The sequence below is a fragment of the Alistipes sp. HGB5 genome (genome assembly GCF_000183485.2).
Classification (GTDB): Bacteria; Bacteroidota; Bacteroidia; order Bacteroidales; family Rikenellaceae; genus Alistipes; species Alistipes finegoldii.
In genome coordinates this window covers 124,879-141,525 of the sequence record NZ_AENZ01000021.1, presented here as the reverse complement: position 1 = coordinate 141,525, position 16,647 = coordinate 124,879, and the positions used below count along the sequence as shown (strand labels likewise).

The 16,647-nt window shown below is 61.6% G+C and carries 15 protein-coding genes; 13 read left to right on the top strand and 2 right to left on the bottom strand.

What is annotated here, in order from left to right:
* Positions 1-112: 112 nt before the first annotated feature.
* The 10 genes from HMPREF9720_RS03900 to HMPREF9720_RS03855 all read left to right on the top strand — a co-directional run bounded on the left by HMPREF9720_RS03900 (position 113) and on the right by HMPREF9720_RS03855 (position 12,663).
* Positions 113-1,474: an MFS transporter gene (locus HMPREF9720_RS03900; RefSeq protein WP_175282392.1), complete on the top strand. Its 1,362-nt coding sequence runs from the start codon at positions 113-115 to the stop codon at positions 1,472-1,474.
* A 73-nt stretch (positions 1,475-1,547) separates the two neighbouring features.
* Complete coding sequence (locus HMPREF9720_RS03895; RefSeq protein ID WP_009596820.1) at positions 1,548-2,615, top strand: S66 peptidase family protein; 1,068 nt, start codon at positions 1,548-1,550, stop codon at positions 2,613-2,615.
* 198 nt (positions 2,616-2,813) lie between these two features.
* The gene (locus HMPREF9720_RS03890; protein ID WP_009596867.1) at positions 2,814-4,205 is read left to right on the top strand and encodes an aminopeptidase P family protein; all 1,392 of its coding nucleotides are present in this window, start codon (positions 2,814-2,816) and stop codon (positions 4,203-4,205) included.
* 1 nt (position 4,206) lies between these two features.
* Positions 4,207-4,986 (top strand): phosphorylase family protein, encoded by a 780-nt coding sequence (locus HMPREF9720_RS03885; RefSeq protein ID WP_009596892.1) that lies wholly within the window; start codon positions 4,207-4,209, stop codon positions 4,984-4,986.
* Positions 4,979-5,212 carry a hypothetical protein gene (locus HMPREF9720_RS03880; protein WP_009596848.1) on the top strand — a complete coding sequence of 78 codons (234 nt, stop codon included), beginning with the start codon at positions 4,979-4,981 and terminating at the stop codon, positions 5,210-5,212. Before HMPREF9720_RS03885 ends, HMPREF9720_RS03880 begins: the two co-directional genes overlap by 8 nt.
* The gene (locus tag HMPREF9720_RS03875; RefSeq protein WP_009596790.1) at positions 5,209-6,012 is read left to right on the top strand and encodes a 1,4-dihydroxy-6-naphthoate synthase; all 804 of its coding nucleotides are present in this window, start codon (positions 5,209-5,211) and stop codon (positions 6,010-6,012) included. Before HMPREF9720_RS03880 ends, HMPREF9720_RS03875 begins: the two co-directional genes overlap by 4 nt.
* A 143-nt stretch (positions 6,013-6,155) precedes the next feature.
* Positions 6,156-7,280, top strand: coding sequence for a DUF418 domain-containing protein (locus HMPREF9720_RS03870; RefSeq protein WP_009596860.1), 1,125 nt, complete (start codon positions 6,156-6,158; stop codon positions 7,278-7,280).
* A 169-nt stretch (positions 7,281-7,449) separates the two neighbouring features.
* Positions 7,450-9,606, top strand: coding sequence for an elongation factor G (locus tag HMPREF9720_RS03865; protein ID WP_009596881.1), 2,157 nt, complete (start codon positions 7,450-7,452; stop codon positions 9,604-9,606).
* Positions 9,607-9,840: 234 nt separating this feature from the next.
* Complete coding sequence (locus HMPREF9720_RS03860; RefSeq protein ID WP_009596900.1) at positions 9,841-12,084, top strand: inorganic phosphate transporter; 2,244 nt, start codon at positions 9,841-9,843, stop codon at positions 12,082-12,084.
* Between the two features lie 12 nt (positions 12,085-12,096).
* Positions 12,097-12,663: a DUF4924 family protein gene (locus HMPREF9720_RS03855; protein WP_009596837.1), complete on the top strand. Its 567-nt coding sequence runs from the start codon at positions 12,097-12,099 to the stop codon at positions 12,661-12,663.
* A gap of 153 nt (positions 12,664-12,816) precedes the next feature.
* Here the strand turns inward: HMPREF9720_RS03855 and HMPREF9720_RS03850 are convergent, their stop codons facing one another.
* Together HMPREF9720_RS03850 and rpmH are read right to left on the bottom strand one after the other, a co-directional pair.
* Positions 12,817-13,314, bottom strand: a complete 498-nt coding sequence (locus HMPREF9720_RS03850) for a GNAT family N-acetyltransferase (RefSeq protein ID WP_009596925.1) — start codon at positions 13,312-13,314, stop codon at positions 12,817-12,819.
* Between the two features lie 146 nt (positions 13,315-13,460).
* The gene (gene rpmH, locus HMPREF9720_RS03845; protein WP_009596923.1) at positions 13,461-13,622 is read right to left on the bottom strand and encodes a 50S ribosomal protein L34; all 162 of its coding nucleotides are present in this window, start codon (positions 13,620-13,622) and stop codon (positions 13,461-13,463) included.
* A 243-nt stretch (positions 13,623-13,865) separates the two neighbouring features.
* On the opposite strand from rpmH, the gene murA reads away from it, so the two are divergent.
* The 3 genes from murA to HMPREF9720_RS03830 are packed head-to-tail and all read left to right on the top strand — an operon-like array spanning position 13,866 to position 16,544.
* A complete protein-coding gene (murA, locus tag HMPREF9720_RS03840) occupies positions 13,866-15,182 on the top strand; it encodes a UDP-N-acetylglucosamine 1-carboxyvinyltransferase (RefSeq protein WP_039939764.1) in 1,317 nt (438 codons plus the stop codon).
* Between the two features lie 28 nt (positions 15,183-15,210).
* A complete protein-coding gene (locus HMPREF9720_RS03835) occupies positions 15,211-15,792 on the top strand; it encodes a thymidine kinase (RefSeq protein WP_009596798.1) in 582 nt (193 codons plus the stop codon).
* Positions 15,793-15,827: 35 nt separating this feature from the next.
* Complete coding sequence (locus tag HMPREF9720_RS03830) at positions 15,828-16,544, top strand: FadR/GntR family transcriptional regulator (protein WP_009596814.1); 717 nt, start codon at positions 15,828-15,830, stop codon at positions 16,542-16,544.
* The last annotated feature ends 103 nt before the right edge of the window (positions 16,545-16,647 follow it).

The following is a 16,647-nucleotide window of genomic DNA, read 5'->3' as shown; positions in this document are numbered from 1 at the left end:
CCTCCGTTTTCATGCGAGCCCGGCACCCGTTTTGATTTGCGGACGGCATGTATTACCTTTGCACTCCGTGAGCACCATTCCCTACATAGCGCCGCCTGCGGACGGATTGCCGATGCCCCGCCGCTTGTGGGCCATTCTGGCCGTGGCGTTCGGCGTCGGACTGTCGGTGCTTGACAGCGCCATCGCCAACGTCGCCCTGCCGACCATCGGGCAGGAGCTGGGGATTTCGTCCGCCGACTCGATCTGGATCGTCAACGCCTACCAGCTGGCCATCATGGTCTCGCTGCTGTCGTTCTCGGCGCTGGGCGAGCTGGTCGGCTACCGCAAGGTCTACATCGGCGGGCTGATGCTCTTCACGGTGGCTTCGGTGGGCTGCGCACTCTCCTCGTCGCTCGCCACGCTGGTGCTGGCGCGCGTCATGCAGGGCTTCGGCGCCGCGGCCGTCACGTCGGTCAACACCACGCTCATCCGCATCATCTACCCCAAGGCGCAGCTGGGCCGCGGGCTGGGTCTCAACGCCACGGTCGTCGCCGTGTCGTCGGTCGCAGGCCCGACCATCGCCGCAGGCATCCTTTCGATCGCCCACTGGCCGTGGCTCTTCGCCGTGAACATTCCCGTCGGGCTTGTCGCCCTGTCGCTGAGCCGCCGCTTCCTGCCCGACAACCCCGTGCGGGTCGGCACCCACCGCTTCGACTGGCGCGACGCCGTGATGAACGCACTCACGTTCGGGCTGCTGATGGCTTCGGTCGAGGGATTCTCGCACGGTCTCGATCCGCGCATCCTCTCGGCCGGCATCGCCGCACTGCTCGTCGTCGGCTTCTTCTTCATCCGCAGCCAGCTGCGCGAACCCTATCCGCTGCTGCCGTTCGACCTGCTGCGCATCCCGATCTTTTCGGTCTCGGTCTTAACGTCGATCTGCTCGTTTCTGGGGCAGATGCTCGCCATGGTGGCCCTGCCCTTCTACCTGCAGCACGAATTCGGCTACGACGAAGTAGCCACGGGACTGCTGATGACCGCATGGCCCGCCGTGATCATGGTCGTGGCCCCGATCGCCGGCCTCCTCGTCGAACGTGTCCACGCCGGATTTCTGGGCGGCATGGGACTTACGGCCATGGCCGCGGGACTGTTCCTGCTGGCCTTCCTGCCCGATGATCCGGCGCCTTTCGACATCGCATGGCGGCTGGTGCTCTGCGGCGCGGGATTCGGACTGTTCCAGTCGCCCAACAACAGCATACTGATCGCCTCGGCCCCGCCCCAGCGCAGCGGAAGCGCCAGCGGCATGCTCGCCACGGCGCGTCTGGTGGGCCAGATCACGGGCGCCGCGCTGATGGCCCTCCTGTTCCACATCGTCCCCGAAAACAGTACCCATACGGCGCTCCTGCTCGCGGGAGGCTTCGCCCTGACGGGCGCCGTCGTCAGCATCACCCGCATCCGGCTGCCGCTGCCCGAAGGACTAACCCGGCGCAGAAAATAACCGGAAGCATCTCCGACCGAAACCCCGAAGAACCGAAACAAACATCCCTCTACACCCCGAATACAGATCCGACATGAAATATCCGTTCCTGCTCGCCGCCCTCCTGCTCTGCTCTGCAAACCTCGCCGCCCGCCACTCCGATACGGACACCCTTCTACAGCCCGACACCCTTTCCCTCCGGCAATCCGACGCGCTCTCCGCCCAGAAATCCGACGCGCCTTTCGTCCGCCCGCCCTACCTGCGGCCGGGTGACACCATAGGCATCGTCACCCCGGCGCGCAAACTCAAGGAGAAGGCCGACACGGCCAAAGTCCGGGAACGCTTCGAAGAGTGGGGGCTGAAAGTGAAATTCGGAGCGCACTACGCCGACCGCGAACAGCCCTACTTCGCCGGGACCGACGCCCGGCGCGCCGCAGACCTGCAGGCCATGATCGACGATCCCGGCGTGAAAGCCGTCGTCAGCTATCAGGGCGGCTACGGATCGGTGCGCCTGCTCCCGCTGCTCGACCTCACGCCGCTGCGCGAACAGCCCAAATGGATCGTCGGCTTCAGCGACGTCACCATGCTCCACATGGCGCTGGGGCGGTTGGGCGTCGAAAGCCTTCACGCCACGATGCCGGGCAAGTTCCGCTTCGGCGCCGATGAAAAACCCGAAGCGATCGTCTCGGACGAATCGTTGCGCAGCGCGCTTTTCGGCCGCTGGACGCGCATCGACGCCGCCGCACACCCGCTCAACGTCTCCGGCACGGCCCGCGGACGGCTCGCGGGCGGCAACCTCTCGCTGCTCTGCTCGGCGATCGGCACGCCCGAACAGCCCGACTTCGACACCCCGACGGTGCTGTTCATCGAAGAGATCGGCGAACAGATGTACCGGCTCGACCGCATGATGCAGCAGCTGGAGCGGAGCGGAATACTGGCCAAATGCAAGGCCGTTCTCGTGGGGCATTTTACGGACATGCTGGGACAGAAGCACTTCGGCGTCTGGGACCCCTGCGACATCATCGCAGCCTATGTCCGTCCGCTGGGGATTCCGGTCGTCTTCGGCATCCCCGCAGGCCACGAAGACCCCAACGTCGCCCTCTACATGGGCCGCGAGGTCGCCGTCACGGTCAACGATGCGGGCGCAAGCGTCGAATTCTGACCGCAGGCCCGCCCCGCCGGACATTTACCCCCGTCCGCACCCTCCGCAGAAGCCTTTCCGCAAAAAATAGCCGCCGCAGGGCGCGGGCTTGTCATATTTTTACTATTTTTGTAAGAGGTGGAGAATGTGCCGCCGCACAAGCCCTGCGCCGACGGGCCGCAGGCGCCGCAAACGGAATGCAAATTAAAACGCCATACTATGTTTTCAGCTAAGACCTACGCTGCGCGCCGCAACATGCTGCGTACGAAGATCGGCTCAGGGATCATCCTGCTGCCGGGCAACTCCCTTTCGCCCAACAACTATCCGAACAACGCCTACTATTTCCGGCAGGATTCGTCGTTCCGCTACTACTTCGGACTGAACACCCCGTCGCTGGCGGGCCTGATCGACGCCGATACGGGCGAAGAGGCGCTGTACGGCGACGATTTCACGGTCGAGGACATCATCTGGACCGGTCCGCAGCCCACGCTGCGCGAACTGGGCGCCGAAGTCGGCGTCACGGCGACGTTCCCCATGGCCGAGCTTGAAAAGCGGCTCCGCAAAGCCGTTTCGCTGGGCCGCAAGATCCACTACCTGCCGCCCTACCGCGGCGAGACGAAGCTCCAGCTGTCAGCGCTGCTCGGCATCAAGCCCGAACTGCTGCACGACTACAAGTCGGTCGAACTGATGTTCGCCGTGGCCGAAATGCGCGAGAAGAAGAGCGCCGAGGAGGTCGAGGCGATGGAACGCGCGTTCCTGATAGGCTACCAGATGCACACGCTGGCTATGAAGATGTGCCGTCCGGGAGTGGTCGAGCGCGAGATCGCGGGCGCCATCGAGGGCATCGCCAAATCCAGCGGTTCGGGCCTGTCGTTCCCCTCGATCGTCTCGCAGCACGGCGAGACGCTCCACAACCTCAACGCCGACGGCGTATTGGAGCAGGGGCGGCTGCTGTTGTGCGACGCAGGCTGCGAGACCGTGGACGGCTACTGCTCGGACCACACGCGCACCTACCCCGTCAACGGCCGGTTCACGCAGAAGCAGAAAGAAATTTACAACGTCGTACTGGCAGCGCACGACCATGTAGCACGCATCGTCAAGCCGCATATGATGTACACCGAGATACACAACGCCGCCTACATGACGCTGGCCGAAGGGCTGGTGGCGCTGGGACTGCTCAAGGGCACGGCCGCCGACGCCGTGGCTTCGGGCGCTATGACGATGCTTATGCCCCACGGACTGGGACACGGGCTGGGCATGGACGTACACGACTGCGAGGCGATGGGCGAGCGGAGTTTCGACTTCTCGACGATCGCCGACCGCGCCGCCAAGTCGGGAACCTGCATCTACCGCGCGGCGTGGCGCATCGAACCGGGGACGGTGATGACCGACGAACCGGGACTCTACTTCATCCCGGCGCTGATCGACAAGTGCCGCGCCGAGGGTCTCTACAAGGGCATCGTCGATTACGACGCGCTGGAGGCGTACCGCGACTTCGGCGGCATCCGCATCGAGGACGACATTCTGGTCACCGAAGAGGGCAGCCGCATGCTGGGTGACAGGAAAATTCCGATCACGGTCGAGGAACTCGAAGCCGCAGTGGGCCGGTAACGTGAAGCGGATTTTCATTTTCCCCACCATCGAGGAGGCCAAGGCGTTCATCCTCACCCAGCCCCGCGATCCGGTCTTCGTGGCCGGAGTCGGCGCGGCGGAGATCGCGGCCGCGACGATCCGGGCCGTGAAAGCCCGCAAACCGCAGTTAGTCGTACTCGCAGGCATCGCGGGGGCATACGACCGGAGCCTGCAGCGCGGCGAGGTGGTCGAAGTGGTCACCGAGCGGATCGCCGGGATTCCGGAACGTTACGCCCGCGAATACGAAACTTCGGGACCCGATCTGGGACTGCCCCTCGCGGCGGGCGTTACGGTAAACCGTTCGGGAGACGGCCTGCGGGAGACGGGGCGGAAGCAGGAACAGGAACAGGAACAGGAACAGGAGTTCCGGGAAACAGGGTATGGGATTCCGGAGCCGGAAACGAAGTCCGGCGACGCAGTTTCGGCCCCGGCCGGACAGACGCTGCAACCTACCGGAGAGAGGGCGGACAGCCCGGAACAGCCCTCGGACATGCAGTCCGCGATCGGCGACACGAACGGCACGGCCGGACAAGGCTCGCTGCCCGGAATCGACGGCACGGACGGGCAAAGCGCGCTGCCTGAGATCGAGAACATGGAGGGCGCGCCCTTTTTCGCCGTGTGCGAAGCGCTGGGTGTCGCCTGCTGCCAGATTCGCGCCGTGTCGAATTATGTCGGCGAACCCTTCGACCGATGGGCCGTAGGGCTGGCCGTCGAAAACCTTACCGCAACATTAACCCAAATATTCGGAAACGATGAATAAAAAATGGACACTTTGGGCGGGACTGATCCTGATACTGGTCGTCTTCATTCTGATCTGGCAGTTCGCCCCTGCCATCCAGCGCTGGCTGGCCAACGTATTTATCGACATCATCGTCCTCGCGCTGACCTTCGCGGCGGGCTGGCTGCTGGGCCGCTACGGCGGCAGGCGCAACCGCAACCGCGATCAGGAGAACGTGCGCAACATCACCGAAGCGCAGAAACGGTGACGTTCCGCCTGCGCATATCGCCCTGCCCGAACGACACCTTCATGTTCGACGCGCTCCTGAACGGACGCATCGACACGGGCGGATTGCATTTCGACGTCGAATACCGCGACATCGAGGCGCTCAACCGCGGGGTGCAGGCCGGGGATGCCGACGTGAGCAAGATAAGCTGCGCCGTGCTGCCCGCCGTTGCGGACCGTTACGCGCTGCTGGACAGCGGCGCGGCGCTCGGACGCGGCAACGGACCGCTGCTGGTGCGCCGTGCGGGGGACCGGTCGCCGATCCGCCGCGTGGCCGTACCGGGAGTCCACACCACGGCCAACGCACTGATGATGCGCCTTTTCCCCCGGATTACGGAGCGCACGCCCCTGCTCTTCTCGCAGATCGCCGCCGCCGTGGAGCGGGGCGACTTCGACGCCGGAGTGCTGATCCACGAGGGGCGTTTCGTCTACCGGCAGCGGCAGTTGGAGCTGGTCGCCGACCTCGGACAGCTATGGGAGCGGACCACCGCGCTGCCCCTGCCGCTGGGCGGCATCGCGGCCAAACGGAGCCTGCCCGAAGCGATGCGGCGGCAGGTCGAGACCCTCATCCGCCAAAGCATCGAATACGCCTTCGCGCACCCCGAAGCGTCGCGCGCATATATCAAGGAACACGCGCAGGAACTCGACGACGCCGTGATCGACGCCCACATCGCGCTTTTCGTCAACGACTATTCGCTCTCGCTGGGCATCGAAGGCCGCCGGGCCGTCGAGGCGCTGACGGGAATTGTTTTGCGCTCAAAAGCGCAAAACAATGAAAAATGAAAAATTAAGAATTCGAAAGGGACTTACTTCGGCCCAAAGATGCCTCCGCAAAACGCCGTGCGCTGCAACACGGGCACTACAAGCCGCACAAGCACCGACCGTTATACCGCCGCCGACTACTCCCACATTCCAAACGCCGGAAAATGTACCGCACGACCAACCTCCCCAACACCCGCATCGAAGTGGCGGACGCCCTGCGCGGCATCGCCGTGGCGGGCATCATTCTGTTCCACGCCCGCGAGCATTTCAACCTCTACTGGAGCGGGCTGGATTACCTCCGCGCCGGATTCGGCGACTGGGAGCAAACCGTGGCCGGCGCGCTGGGATTCCTGCTTTCGGGCAAGATGTACGCCATCTTCGCACTGCTGTTCGGACTGAGTTTCTTCATCCAGAGCGACAATCAGGCCCAGCGGGGCAACGACTTCTCGCTGCGGTTCGCATGGCGCATGGTACTGCTGTTCATAATCGGGCTGGTCAACGCCGCGATCTACAACGGCGACGTGCTGACCTATTACGCCGTTTTCGGGCTGCTGATGATCCCCATCGGCAAACTCCCGAACCGCTGGGTGTGGGTCATAGCGGCGCTGCTCTTCATCCAGCCGCTCGAACTCTACCAGCACTTCAGCGGCCATACGCTCTCGCTGCGCGGCATCGAAGGCATGGAGACCCTCTATCCGACCCTCGCCACGGGAACCTTCGCCCAGAGCGCCCGCGCAAGCCTCGCCTACGGGCCGATCAGCTCGTTCGCATGGGGATTGGAACACGGCCGCGCCACGCAGACGCTGCTGATGTTCGTGCTGGGCATGCTGGCGGGCCGTTACCGGCTCTTCTACGACGAAGGCCGCAACCGGCGCATCTGGGGCGGGCTGCTGGCTGCCGGCATTCTCGGCACATGGCTCGTGCCGTTCGAGGCGATGCGCAACCTGATGACGGCGACGGCCATCGTCGCGGCGGTGGTCCTGCTGTGGTACGGACTGCCGGGATTCCGGCGGGCGCTGCACGGCATGACCTTCTTCGGCCGCATGAGCCTGACCAACTACCTGCTGCAATCGCTGCTCGGAACGGCGCTCTTCTACAACTGGGGCATGGGGCTTTACCGCCACGTGGACGTGATCTACGGCACACTCGCGGGCGTGGGCATCATCCTCGTACAGTACGCCTTCTGCCGGATATGGCTGCGCCGCCATTCGCACGGTCCCGTCGAGTGGCTGTGGAAAAAGCTCACGTGGCTCGACATTCCTTTTTTAGACCGAAAAATCGCCTCCTGAGGGCGATTTTTTCATGCCCCGGTTTGGTTATCCCGTTTTTTTTGTATATTTATAGTCGGCTAACCGGAAAATCCCGGAAAGGGCGGCTTCCGCAACCGGGAATACGCCCCGCGGGAACACCTCCGGCGACGCCCCGAACCACCCGAAAACCTTAAAACCACACGGGAATATGAAAAATTATTCAGCTAAAGAGATCAAGAACATCGTACTCATCGGCGCGCCCGGCACGGGGAAAACTACCCTTGCCGAAGCGATGGCCTTCGAGGGTAAGGTCATCGACCGCAGGGGTAGTATCGAGACGAACAACACGCTCTCGGACAACACGGATATCGAGCATGAATACAAGCGCTCGATCTATTCGACCATCCTCTTCACCGAATTCATGGACCGCAAGTTGAACATCATCGACTGCCCCGGCTCGGACGACTTCTGCGGAAGTCTCTTCTCGGCGTTCAAGGTGGGCGACGTGGGCGTATTCCTGTTCAACGCCCAGAACGGCTGGGAGGTCGGCAGCGAAATTCAGGCCCGCTACGCCCGTCTGCTGCAGAAACCCGTGATCGGCGTAGTGAACCAGCTCGACGCCGACAAGGCCAATTTCGAGGCCGCCGTCGAGTCGATCCGCGCCTCGTCGCGCGTGAAGCCCGTCATCGTGCAGTACCCGGTCAATCAGGGTCCCGAATTCAACGCCTTCATCGACGTACTGCTGATGAAGATGTACCGTTTCAAGGACAACGACGGCCACCGCGAGGAGCTGGAAATTCCCGCCGAAGAGCTGGACAAGGCTCAGGAGCTGAACAAGGAGCTGGTCGAGATGGCCGCCGAACACGACGAAGCCCTCATGGAGCTGTACTTCGACAAGGGCACGCTCACGCAGGACGACATCCGCGCGGGTCTGAAAATCGGCCTCTCGAAACGCGAGGTGATGCCGATCTTCTGCACCAGCGGCAAGCGCGACATCGGCACCAAGCGTCTGATGGAGTTCATCATCAACGTCGCTCCCGGCCCGCTGAAGGCCCCGAACTTCCTCTCGACCGACGGCGAAGAGATCGCGGCCGACGAGACGGCGCCCGCCGTGGCTTTCGTATTCAAGAGTCAGGTCGAACAGCATATCGGCGAGATCACCTATTTCCGCGTGATCCGCGGCCGTATCGCCGAGGGCACCGAGCTGGTGAACACCCGCACGGGCAACAAGGAGAAGGTGTCGCAGCTCTTCGCCGTAGCGGGCAGGAACCGCATCAAAGTCACCGAACTCATGGCGGGCGACATCGGTTGCACCGTCAAACTCAAGGGCACGCGCACCAACGACACGCTCGCGGCGCCGTCGGCGCCGGTGACCGTCGAACCGATCGTATTCCCCGAACCGCGCTACCGCGCCGCCGTCAAGGCCAAGGAGCAGGGCGACGAGGAGAAGCTGGGCAAGGTGCTCAACGACGCCAAATTCGAGGACCCGACGATTCTGGTCGAATACTCCAAGGAGCTGAAACAAACCATCATACAGGGTCAGGGCGAGCATCATCTCAATATCCTCCGCACGCGCATCGAAAAGGAGAATCGCCTCCAGTACGACTATATCGCGCCGAAGATTCCCTACCGCGAGACCATCACCAAGGTGGCGCAGGCCGACTACCGCCACAAAAAGCAGTCGGGCGGCGCAGGCCAGTTCGGCGAGGTGCACATGATCATCGAGCCTTACTACGAAGGCATGCCCGAACCCAAGAACTACAAGGTTCCCGGCAAGGGCGACATGGTCGTCAACCCCAAGACCAAGGAGGAATACGACCTGCCGTGGGGCGGCAAGCTGCAGTTCTACTCGGCGATCGTGGGCGGCGCCATCGACGCGCGCTTCATGCCCGCCATCCTCAAGGGCATCATGGAGAAGATGGACGAAGGCCCGCTGACGGGTTCCTACGCCCGCGACATCCGCGTAGTGATCTACGACGGCAAGATGCACCCGGTGGATTCGAACGAAATCTCGTTCAAGCTGGCGGCGCGCAACGCCTTCAAGGAGGCATTCCGCAACGCGGGACCCAAGATCATGGAGCCGATCTACAACGTCGAGGTCCTCGTGCCGAGCGACTACATGGGCGCCGTGATGTCGGACCTCCAGAACCGCCGCGCGATGATTGCCGGCATGGAGTCCGACAAGGGCTTCGACCGCCTGAACGCCACGGTTCCGCTGGCCGAGCTGTACCGTTATTCGACGACCCTTTCGTCGCTCACGTCGGGGTCGGCGACCTACTCGATGAAATTCTCCTCCTACGAGCAGGTTCCGGCCGACGTGCAGGACAAGCTGCTGAAGGCCTACACCGACACCGACGAAGAGTAGGCCCCGGCCGAAAAGCAAGGGCAGGAGCGACGACAACGCCCGAAGAGAAAGGGCAGGATCTTGTTGATCCTGCCTTTTTTCATGGAACGACGCGCCGGACGCAGCGTCCGGCTGTTATCCGAAAGTGCCGCATCCGCGAAACTCCATGTTAAATTAATGTTAATATTCGGCGGCAAAACCGTTTCATCGGGAAAAATGGCGTAAATTTGTTCACAATTTGCACTAAACCCTAACATGAGTGAAATCTACACTGTCATTGTAGGCATTCTGGGCATTCTCGCCATATCCGGTCTTTTTGTCGGCGTCACCAACGACGCAGTCAATTTCCTCAACTCCGCCATCGGCTCCAAAGCCGCACCCATGCGCACCATCCTGCTCGTCGCCTCGATCGGCATCATCATCGGCGTAGTAACGTCGAGCGGCATGATGGAGGTCGCCCGCAGCGGCATGTTCAATCCCGGACTCTTCACCTTCCACGAAGTGATGATGCTCTATCTGGGCGTGATGTTCGCCAACATCATCCTGCTGGACCTCTACAATTCGTGGGGACTGCCTACCTCGACCACCGTATCGCTGATCTTCTGCCTGCTCGGATCGGCCATCGCCGTGTCGATCTACAAAATCTCGAACACCCCCGACCTCGGCGTCGGCGCGCTGGGACAGTTCATCAACACCTCCCGCGCCATGGGCATCGTCTCGGCGATCCTCCTGTCGGTGGTCATCGCCTTCACCTGCGGAACCTTCGTCATGTACGTCTCGCGCACGATCTTCTCGTTCCGCTACACGCTTCCGTTCCGCCGCTTCGGGTCGATGTGGTGCGGCGCCTCGCTGACGGCGATCGTCTACTTCGCCGTCTTCAAAGGGCTTAAATCCATTCTGGCGGGACACGATTTCGTCACGATGGTGGACAATCACCTGCTGCTGTCGCTCCTGATCTGCTGGGTCGTCTGCTCGCTGCTGCTCTTCTTCATACAGCGGTTCAAGATCAACATCCTGCGCATCACCATCCTTTCGGGCACCTTCGCCTTGGCGCTGGCCTTCGCGGGCAACGACTTGGTGAACTTCATCGGCGTACCCGTCGCCGGATTCGACGCCTACTCGATCGCCCGGCACAGCGGCGATTCCCAAATGCTGATGGGCGTGCTGAACGACAACGTTCCGGCCAACTTCCTGATCCTGCTGGCCGCAGGCGCCATCATGATACTCACGCTCTGGACCTCGAAAAAGGCCATGCACGTCACCGAAACCGAGCTGTCGCTCTCGGCGCAGGGTGACGAAGGCACCGAGCAGTACGGTTCGTCGGTCCTCTCGCGCACGATCGTCCGCGCGGCACTCAACATCAACGCCGGCATCGAACGGGTCATCCCGCCGCGCGTGCGAGCCGCCATTTCGCGCCGCTTCGAATACGAGGACATCGAACACAGCGGCGCGCCGTACGACATGATCCGCGCCACGGTGAACCTCACGACCTCGGCCATGCTGATCGCCATCGCCACGTCGCTCAAACTGCCCCTCTCGACGACTTACGTCTGCTTCATGGTGGCCATGGGTTCGTCGCTCGCCGACCGCGCATGGGGCCGCGAAAGCGCCGTATACCGCATTTCGGGCGTCATGACCGTCGTCGCCGGCTGGTTCATCACGGCGCTGGGCGGATTCCTGATCGCATTCGTCGTGGGGCTGGCCCTGATCTACGGCGGAACCGTCGCATTCGTCATCGTCACCCTCTTGTGCGGCTACATGCTCATCCACAGCAACTTCCTAAAAAAAGGCAAATCCGCCTCCCCCACGGCGGCCAACGCCGACACGCGCACCAACGAGGACATCATCGCCAGCCTGCGCGAAGAGGTTTGCCGCACGATGGAGTGCGCCACGAAGATTTACGACCGCACGCTGATCGCCGTCTTCAAGGAGAACCGCAAGGTGCTGCGCGACATGGTCAAGGAGTCGAACGACCTCTTCTACCAGTCGCGCGAACGCAAATACACGCTGCTGCCCACGCTCAAGAAGTTGCAGAGCGGCGACGTGAACACGGCCCACTACTACGTGCAGGTGGTGGATTACCTCAACGAAATGACCAAGGCGCTGATGCACATCACGCGCCCTGCGTTCGAACATATCGACAACAACCACGAAGGACTGTCGAAGGAGCAGGCCAAGGACCTGATGTCGATCAACGACGATGTGGAGTCGATCTACCGTCACATCAACCAGATGCTGCGCGACGGCGACTTCACGGAGATCGAGATGGTGCTGGCGCTGCGCGACCAGCTGTTCGAGTCGATCGCCGAGGCCATCAAATCGGAGCTTGGGCGCATCAACGAAGCCCGGTCCAACACCAAGGCGTCGATGCTCTACCTGACGATCCTGACCGAGACCAAGAACATGGTGCTGCAGTCGCGCAACCTCCTGAAATCGCAGCAGTACTTTCTCAAACACCGTGCGGGCGCGCCGCAGCGGTGGATCAAACCGACCAAATAAGCGCGGATCAGCATGGACATAGCACAAGCCAAACGCCGGGAAAACATCGCCGAATACATCCTCTACCTCTGGCAGCTGGAGGACCTGCTGCGGGCGCTGCAATTCAGCCCCGAAGCGATCTTCTCGACGCTCATAGCCCCCCGCAAGGACATCGCCGACGAGCAGAAGCACGTATTCCTGCTCTGGTACATGGACATCGCCAACCTGCTGCATCAGGAGGGCAAAGACGAAAAAGGGCATCTGGAACATACGCTCCACCTGATCGGCGACCTGCACGATTTGCACCTGCAGCTGATGAAGCTCCCCGTCGGCGAGCACTACCGCAGGACATACGCCCGTCTCGAACCCGAACTGCCGCGCCTGCGCGCCGTGCTGGGCAATCCGGGCATGAACGACACGGAGTTGTGCTTCAGGGCCTTGTACGCCGCCATGCTCTATCGCATCAAGGGCGAGGGCGAAAAGTCGGCCGTCGCCGACACGCTCGAATTCATCTCTCCGGTAATCGCCGAGCTGGCCGACATGCACGGCAAGGTCGAGCGCGGCGAAGTCGATCTGTTCAAGACGGCCGAGGGCAAATAACGGCCGACTTTCCCGCGGCTGCCGTATGTCGCCATGGCGACATACGGCGACCGGGAAACAAGCACCGGCACCGATCTTAAAAAAGGATGTCTTTTCAGACATCCTTTTATATCATCCGGCGAAAAGCCCCCCTCTCCGACACATACGGAGCGGCTATTCGATCTCCAGCCCCATGATGTAATCGTTCATGTAATAGCCGTCGCCGATCGGGAAATCGCCTTCGCGGAGCTTGCGCATGCCCATCTTCTCGTAAAAACGCACTGCACGGTTGCTGCGGTTTACGTTCAGCTCCATCCTGCAGGGCGCGGGATGCACCGAACGAACATATTCCACAGCATGGCGGAACAGGAATTCCCCGACGCCGAGACCCTGAAAACGGGGCAGCACGTAGATTTTCTGCAAATGGAACAACTCTTCGGCCTCCTGCTGCACCGAAAGGTACCCGCACGGTTCGCCGTCGGACGAGGCGATGAACCACGCAACCCCGGTGCGCATCTCACGCCGCAAGACTTCGGGCGCATACATCCACTTCATCATGTAATCCATTTGCGACGAGGTGATAATTTCGCGGTAAGTCGCCGGAAACACCTCGTCGGCCAGACTGCGGATCAGTCCGCAGTCGGTCTCCACAGCTCGTCTGATAGTAAGCATCTTCAACGGTTTTACGGTTTGCGCCGCCCGCAGTTTCCCGCGGAGAGACCCCGCAACGAGTTTCCGGCATCAGGCCGGCGGCCGGCGGTAAAGATAAACAAAAAAAGCCGACTTTGCGTCGGCTTTCACTCTTTCCTAACGGGGAACTAAGCGTACTTGAACGTCGATTCGTCCGATACGGTCAGCTTCTTGCGACCTTTCGCGCGACGTGCAGCCAGCACCTTACGGCCGTTCGCCGTCTCCATACGACTGCGGAAACCGTGCTTGTTGATTCTTTTCCGGCGCGAGGGCTGGTAAGTTCTCTTCATTGCCATAGCTATATACTTTTTATTGTTTCAGACATTTTTACGGATTGCAAAAGTACAACAAAAAAGTTATCCGCAAAAATTTTTCACGAAAATAATTCAAAAAAGCCGGGCAAAAAGCACGAAATCTTTTTAACTTTGTCAAGAAGAGGAGGGACGAAAGCCCGCCGACGGCACATCCTGCGGCTGCGCCGCCGGGAGCGGAATCCGGCGGGAAACACGGTCCCGCAGTTAATTATCACGCATATGGCAATTTTCAAAGTCGAAGGAGGCCACCGCCTTCACGGTAGCATTACGCCCCAAGGCGCCAAAAACGAGGCGTTGCAGATACTCTGCGCCACGCTGCTGACTCCCGAACGGGTCACGGTGCACAATATCCCCCGGATTCTGGACGTCATGCAGCTCATCGAGCTGCTGCGCCGCATGGGCGTCGAGGTCGAACAGCTCGCCGAAGACACCTACAGCTTCTGCGCCAAGGAGATCGACTTCGAATATCTGCGCACGGAGGACTACCGCCGGCGCTGCACGCGCCTGCGGGGTTCGGTGATGCTCATCGGCCCGATGCTGGCCCGCTTCGGCGTGGGCTACATCCCCAAGCCGGGCGGCGACAAGATCGGCCGCCGCAGGCTCGACACCCACTTCATCGGATTCCAGAAGCTCGGCGCGAAATTCAACTTCGACATCGCCGACGAGTTCTTCATGGTCGAAGGCAAAGAGCTGAAGGGCACCTACATGCTGCTGGACGAGGCTTCGGTGACGGGTACCGCCAACATCGTTATGGCCGCAGTCTTGGCCAAAGGCTCGACGACGATCTACAACGCCGCCTGCGAACCCTACCTGCAGCAGTTGTGCAAGATGCTCAACCGCATGGGAGCGCGCATTTCGGGCATAGCGTCGAACCTGCTGACCATCGAGGGCGTCGATTCGCTCGGAGGCACGGAGCACACGCTGCTGCCCGACATGATCGAGGTGGGCAGTTTCATCGGCATGGCCGCCATGAACCAGTCGGAGCTGACCGTCAAGAACGTCTCGTTCGAGAACCTCGGCATCATCCCGGCGCAGTTCGCCCGCATGGGCATCCGCTTCGAACAGCAGGGCGACGACATCCATATTCCCCGGCAGGACCACTACTCGATCGAGACCTTCCTCGACGGCTCGATCATGAACATCGCCGACGCCCCGTGGCCGGGACTCACGCCCGACCTGCTGTCGATCTTCCTCGTGGTGGCGACGCAGGCCAAGGGCGCCGTGCTGATTCACCAGAAGATGTTCGAAAGCCGTCTGTTCTTCGTCGACAAACTGATCGACATGGGGGCGCAGATCATCCTCTGCGACCCGCACCGCGCCACGGTCATCGGCCACGACCACCGCATACGCCTGCGCGCGACGCGCATGACTTCGCCCGACATCCGCGCGGGCGTGGCGCTGCTGATCGCCGCCATGTCGGCCGAGGGGGTCTCGACGATCCAGAACATCGACCAGATCGACCGCGGCTACCGCGACATCGACGGCCGCCTGAACGCCCTCGGCGCCCGCATCACCCGCCTCGACGAGTGCGAATAACAAACCGAAACAAACGATACTCTGATTTATGTTCTTGGAAAACGCCAGCCGCAAAGGCTGGATCGAAGTAATCTGCGGCTCGATGTTCTCAGGCAAGACCGAAGAGCTGATACGCCGTCTCAAACGCGCCAAATTCGCCAACCAGAAGGTTGAAATCTTCAAACCCCGCATCGACGTGCGCTATTCGGAAGAGGAGGTCGTCTCGCACGACGCCAACGCCATCCGCTCCACGCCGGTCGACTCGGCCCGGAACATCCTGCTGATGACCTCCGACGTCGATATCGTGGGCATCGACGAGGCGCAATTCTTCGACGACGGCATCATCGAGGTCTGCCGCGAGCTGGCCGACAGCGGCGTGCGGGTCATCGTCGCGGGACTCGACATGGACTACACCGGCAAGCCCTTCGGCCCGATGCCGGCGCTGATGGCCACGGCCGAATACGTCACCAAGGTCCACGCCATCTGCGTCCGCTGCGGCAACCTCGCGCACCATTCGCACCGCCTTACGCAAGACGAAAAGCTGGTCATGCTGGGCGAAACCGACTCCTACGAGGCGATCTGCCGCCACTGCTTCAAGGAGCTGGTCCGAAACCGGAAAGAGACCGAATAGCCGCACAAGCCCCGCCGGCAAAGAGACACCCGCGCATGGAAGAACTGAAGTTAGCCAACCACAACACCACGCTCGTAGACAGCGTCGAGGAGAGTCTGATCTCCTACTTCAAGGAACAGGGTCTGCGCCCCGGATGCAGCATTCCGAACGAGATGGAACTCGCGGCGTCGCTGGGCGTCGGCCGGGCCGTACTGCGCGAAGCGCTGAGCCGCTTCAAGATGACCGGCATGATCGTCTCGCGCACCAAGAAAGGCATGGTGCTGGGCGAGCCGTCGCTGCTCGGCGGCATGAAGCGGTGCATCAATCCGCTGCTGATGAACGAATCGACGCTCTGCGACATCCTCGAATTCCGCGTGGCGCTCGAAATCGGCATCAGCGACAACATCTTCCGCAACCTCACCGACGCCGACGTCGCCGAACTGAAGGAGATCGTCGAAATGAGTCAGGTCATCGGCAACAATAAATACGCCCCGGTCAGCGAACACCGTTTCCACACCAAACTCTATGAAATCACGGGAAACAAGATCATCACCGAATTTCAGGACATCATCTATCCCGTGCTGGATTTCGTCAAGGAGAAGTACCGCGACTTTCTGGAACCGATCGAAAAGGAGCTGGAGCGGGCCGGTGCGCTGGTGACGCACCGCGACCTGCTGAAATACATCGAAAACCGCGACCTGAAAGGGTACAAAAAGGCGATCGAAGAGCATTTCAGGCTCTATTCGATCTATCTGGAACGCCACAAGAAATAGCGCCGGAGATCATGCGGCCGGAGGGGCGGAGCCTGCGACGTCTCCGTCCCTGCAATGCCGTCACCCGCCGTCACCCCCTGCGACGCCTCAGCTCCTGCCGTTC

Excerpts from the sequence above, each read along its gene's own strand:
- HMPREF9720_RS03900 (WP_175282392.1), top strand. The coding sequence starts at position 113 with ATGCCCCGCCGCTTGTGGGCCATTCTGGCCGTGGCGTTCGGCGTCGGA.
- HMPREF9720_RS03895 (WP_009596820.1), top strand. The coding sequence starts at position 1,548 with ATGAAATATCCGTTCCTGCTCGCCGCCCTCCTGCTCTGCTCTGCAAAC.
- HMPREF9720_RS03890 (WP_009596867.1), top strand. The coding sequence starts at position 2,814 with ATGTTTTCAGCTAAGACCTACGCTGCGCGCCGCAACATGCTGCGTACG.
- HMPREF9720_RS03880 (WP_009596848.1), top strand. The coding sequence starts at position 4,979 with ATGAATAAAAAATGGACACTTTGGGCGGGACTGATCCTGATACTGGTC.
- HMPREF9720_RS03870 (WP_009596860.1), top strand. The coding sequence starts at position 6,156 with ATGTACCGCACGACCAACCTCCCCAACACCCGCATCGAAGTGGCGGAC.
- HMPREF9720_RS03865 (WP_009596881.1), top strand. The coding sequence starts at position 7,450 with ATGAAAAATTATTCAGCTAAAGAGATCAAGAACATCGTACTCATCGGC.
- HMPREF9720_RS03860 (WP_009596900.1), top strand. The coding sequence starts at position 9,841 with ATGAGTGAAATCTACACTGTCATTGTAGGCATTCTGGGCATTCTCGCC.
- HMPREF9720_RS03855 (WP_009596837.1), top strand. The coding sequence starts at position 12,097 with ATGGACATAGCACAAGCCAAACGCCGGGAAAACATCGCCGAATACATC.
- HMPREF9720_RS03850 (WP_009596925.1), bottom strand. The coding sequence starts at position 13,314 with ATGCTTACTATCAGACGAGCTGTGGAGACCGACTGCGGACTGATCCGC.
- rpmH (WP_009596923.1), bottom strand. The coding sequence starts at position 13,622 with ATGAAGAGAACTTACCAGCCCTCGCGCCGGAAAAGAATCAACAAGCAC.
- murA (WP_039939764.1), top strand. The coding sequence starts at position 13,866 with ATGGCAATTTTCAAAGTCGAAGGAGGCCACCGCCTTCACGGTAGCATT.
- HMPREF9720_RS03835 (WP_009596798.1), top strand. The coding sequence starts at position 15,211 with ATGTTCTTGGAAAACGCCAGCCGCAAAGGCTGGATCGAAGTAATCTGC.
- HMPREF9720_RS03830 (WP_009596814.1), top strand. The coding sequence starts at position 15,828 with ATGGAAGAACTGAAGTTAGCCAACCACAACACCACGCTCGTAGACAGC.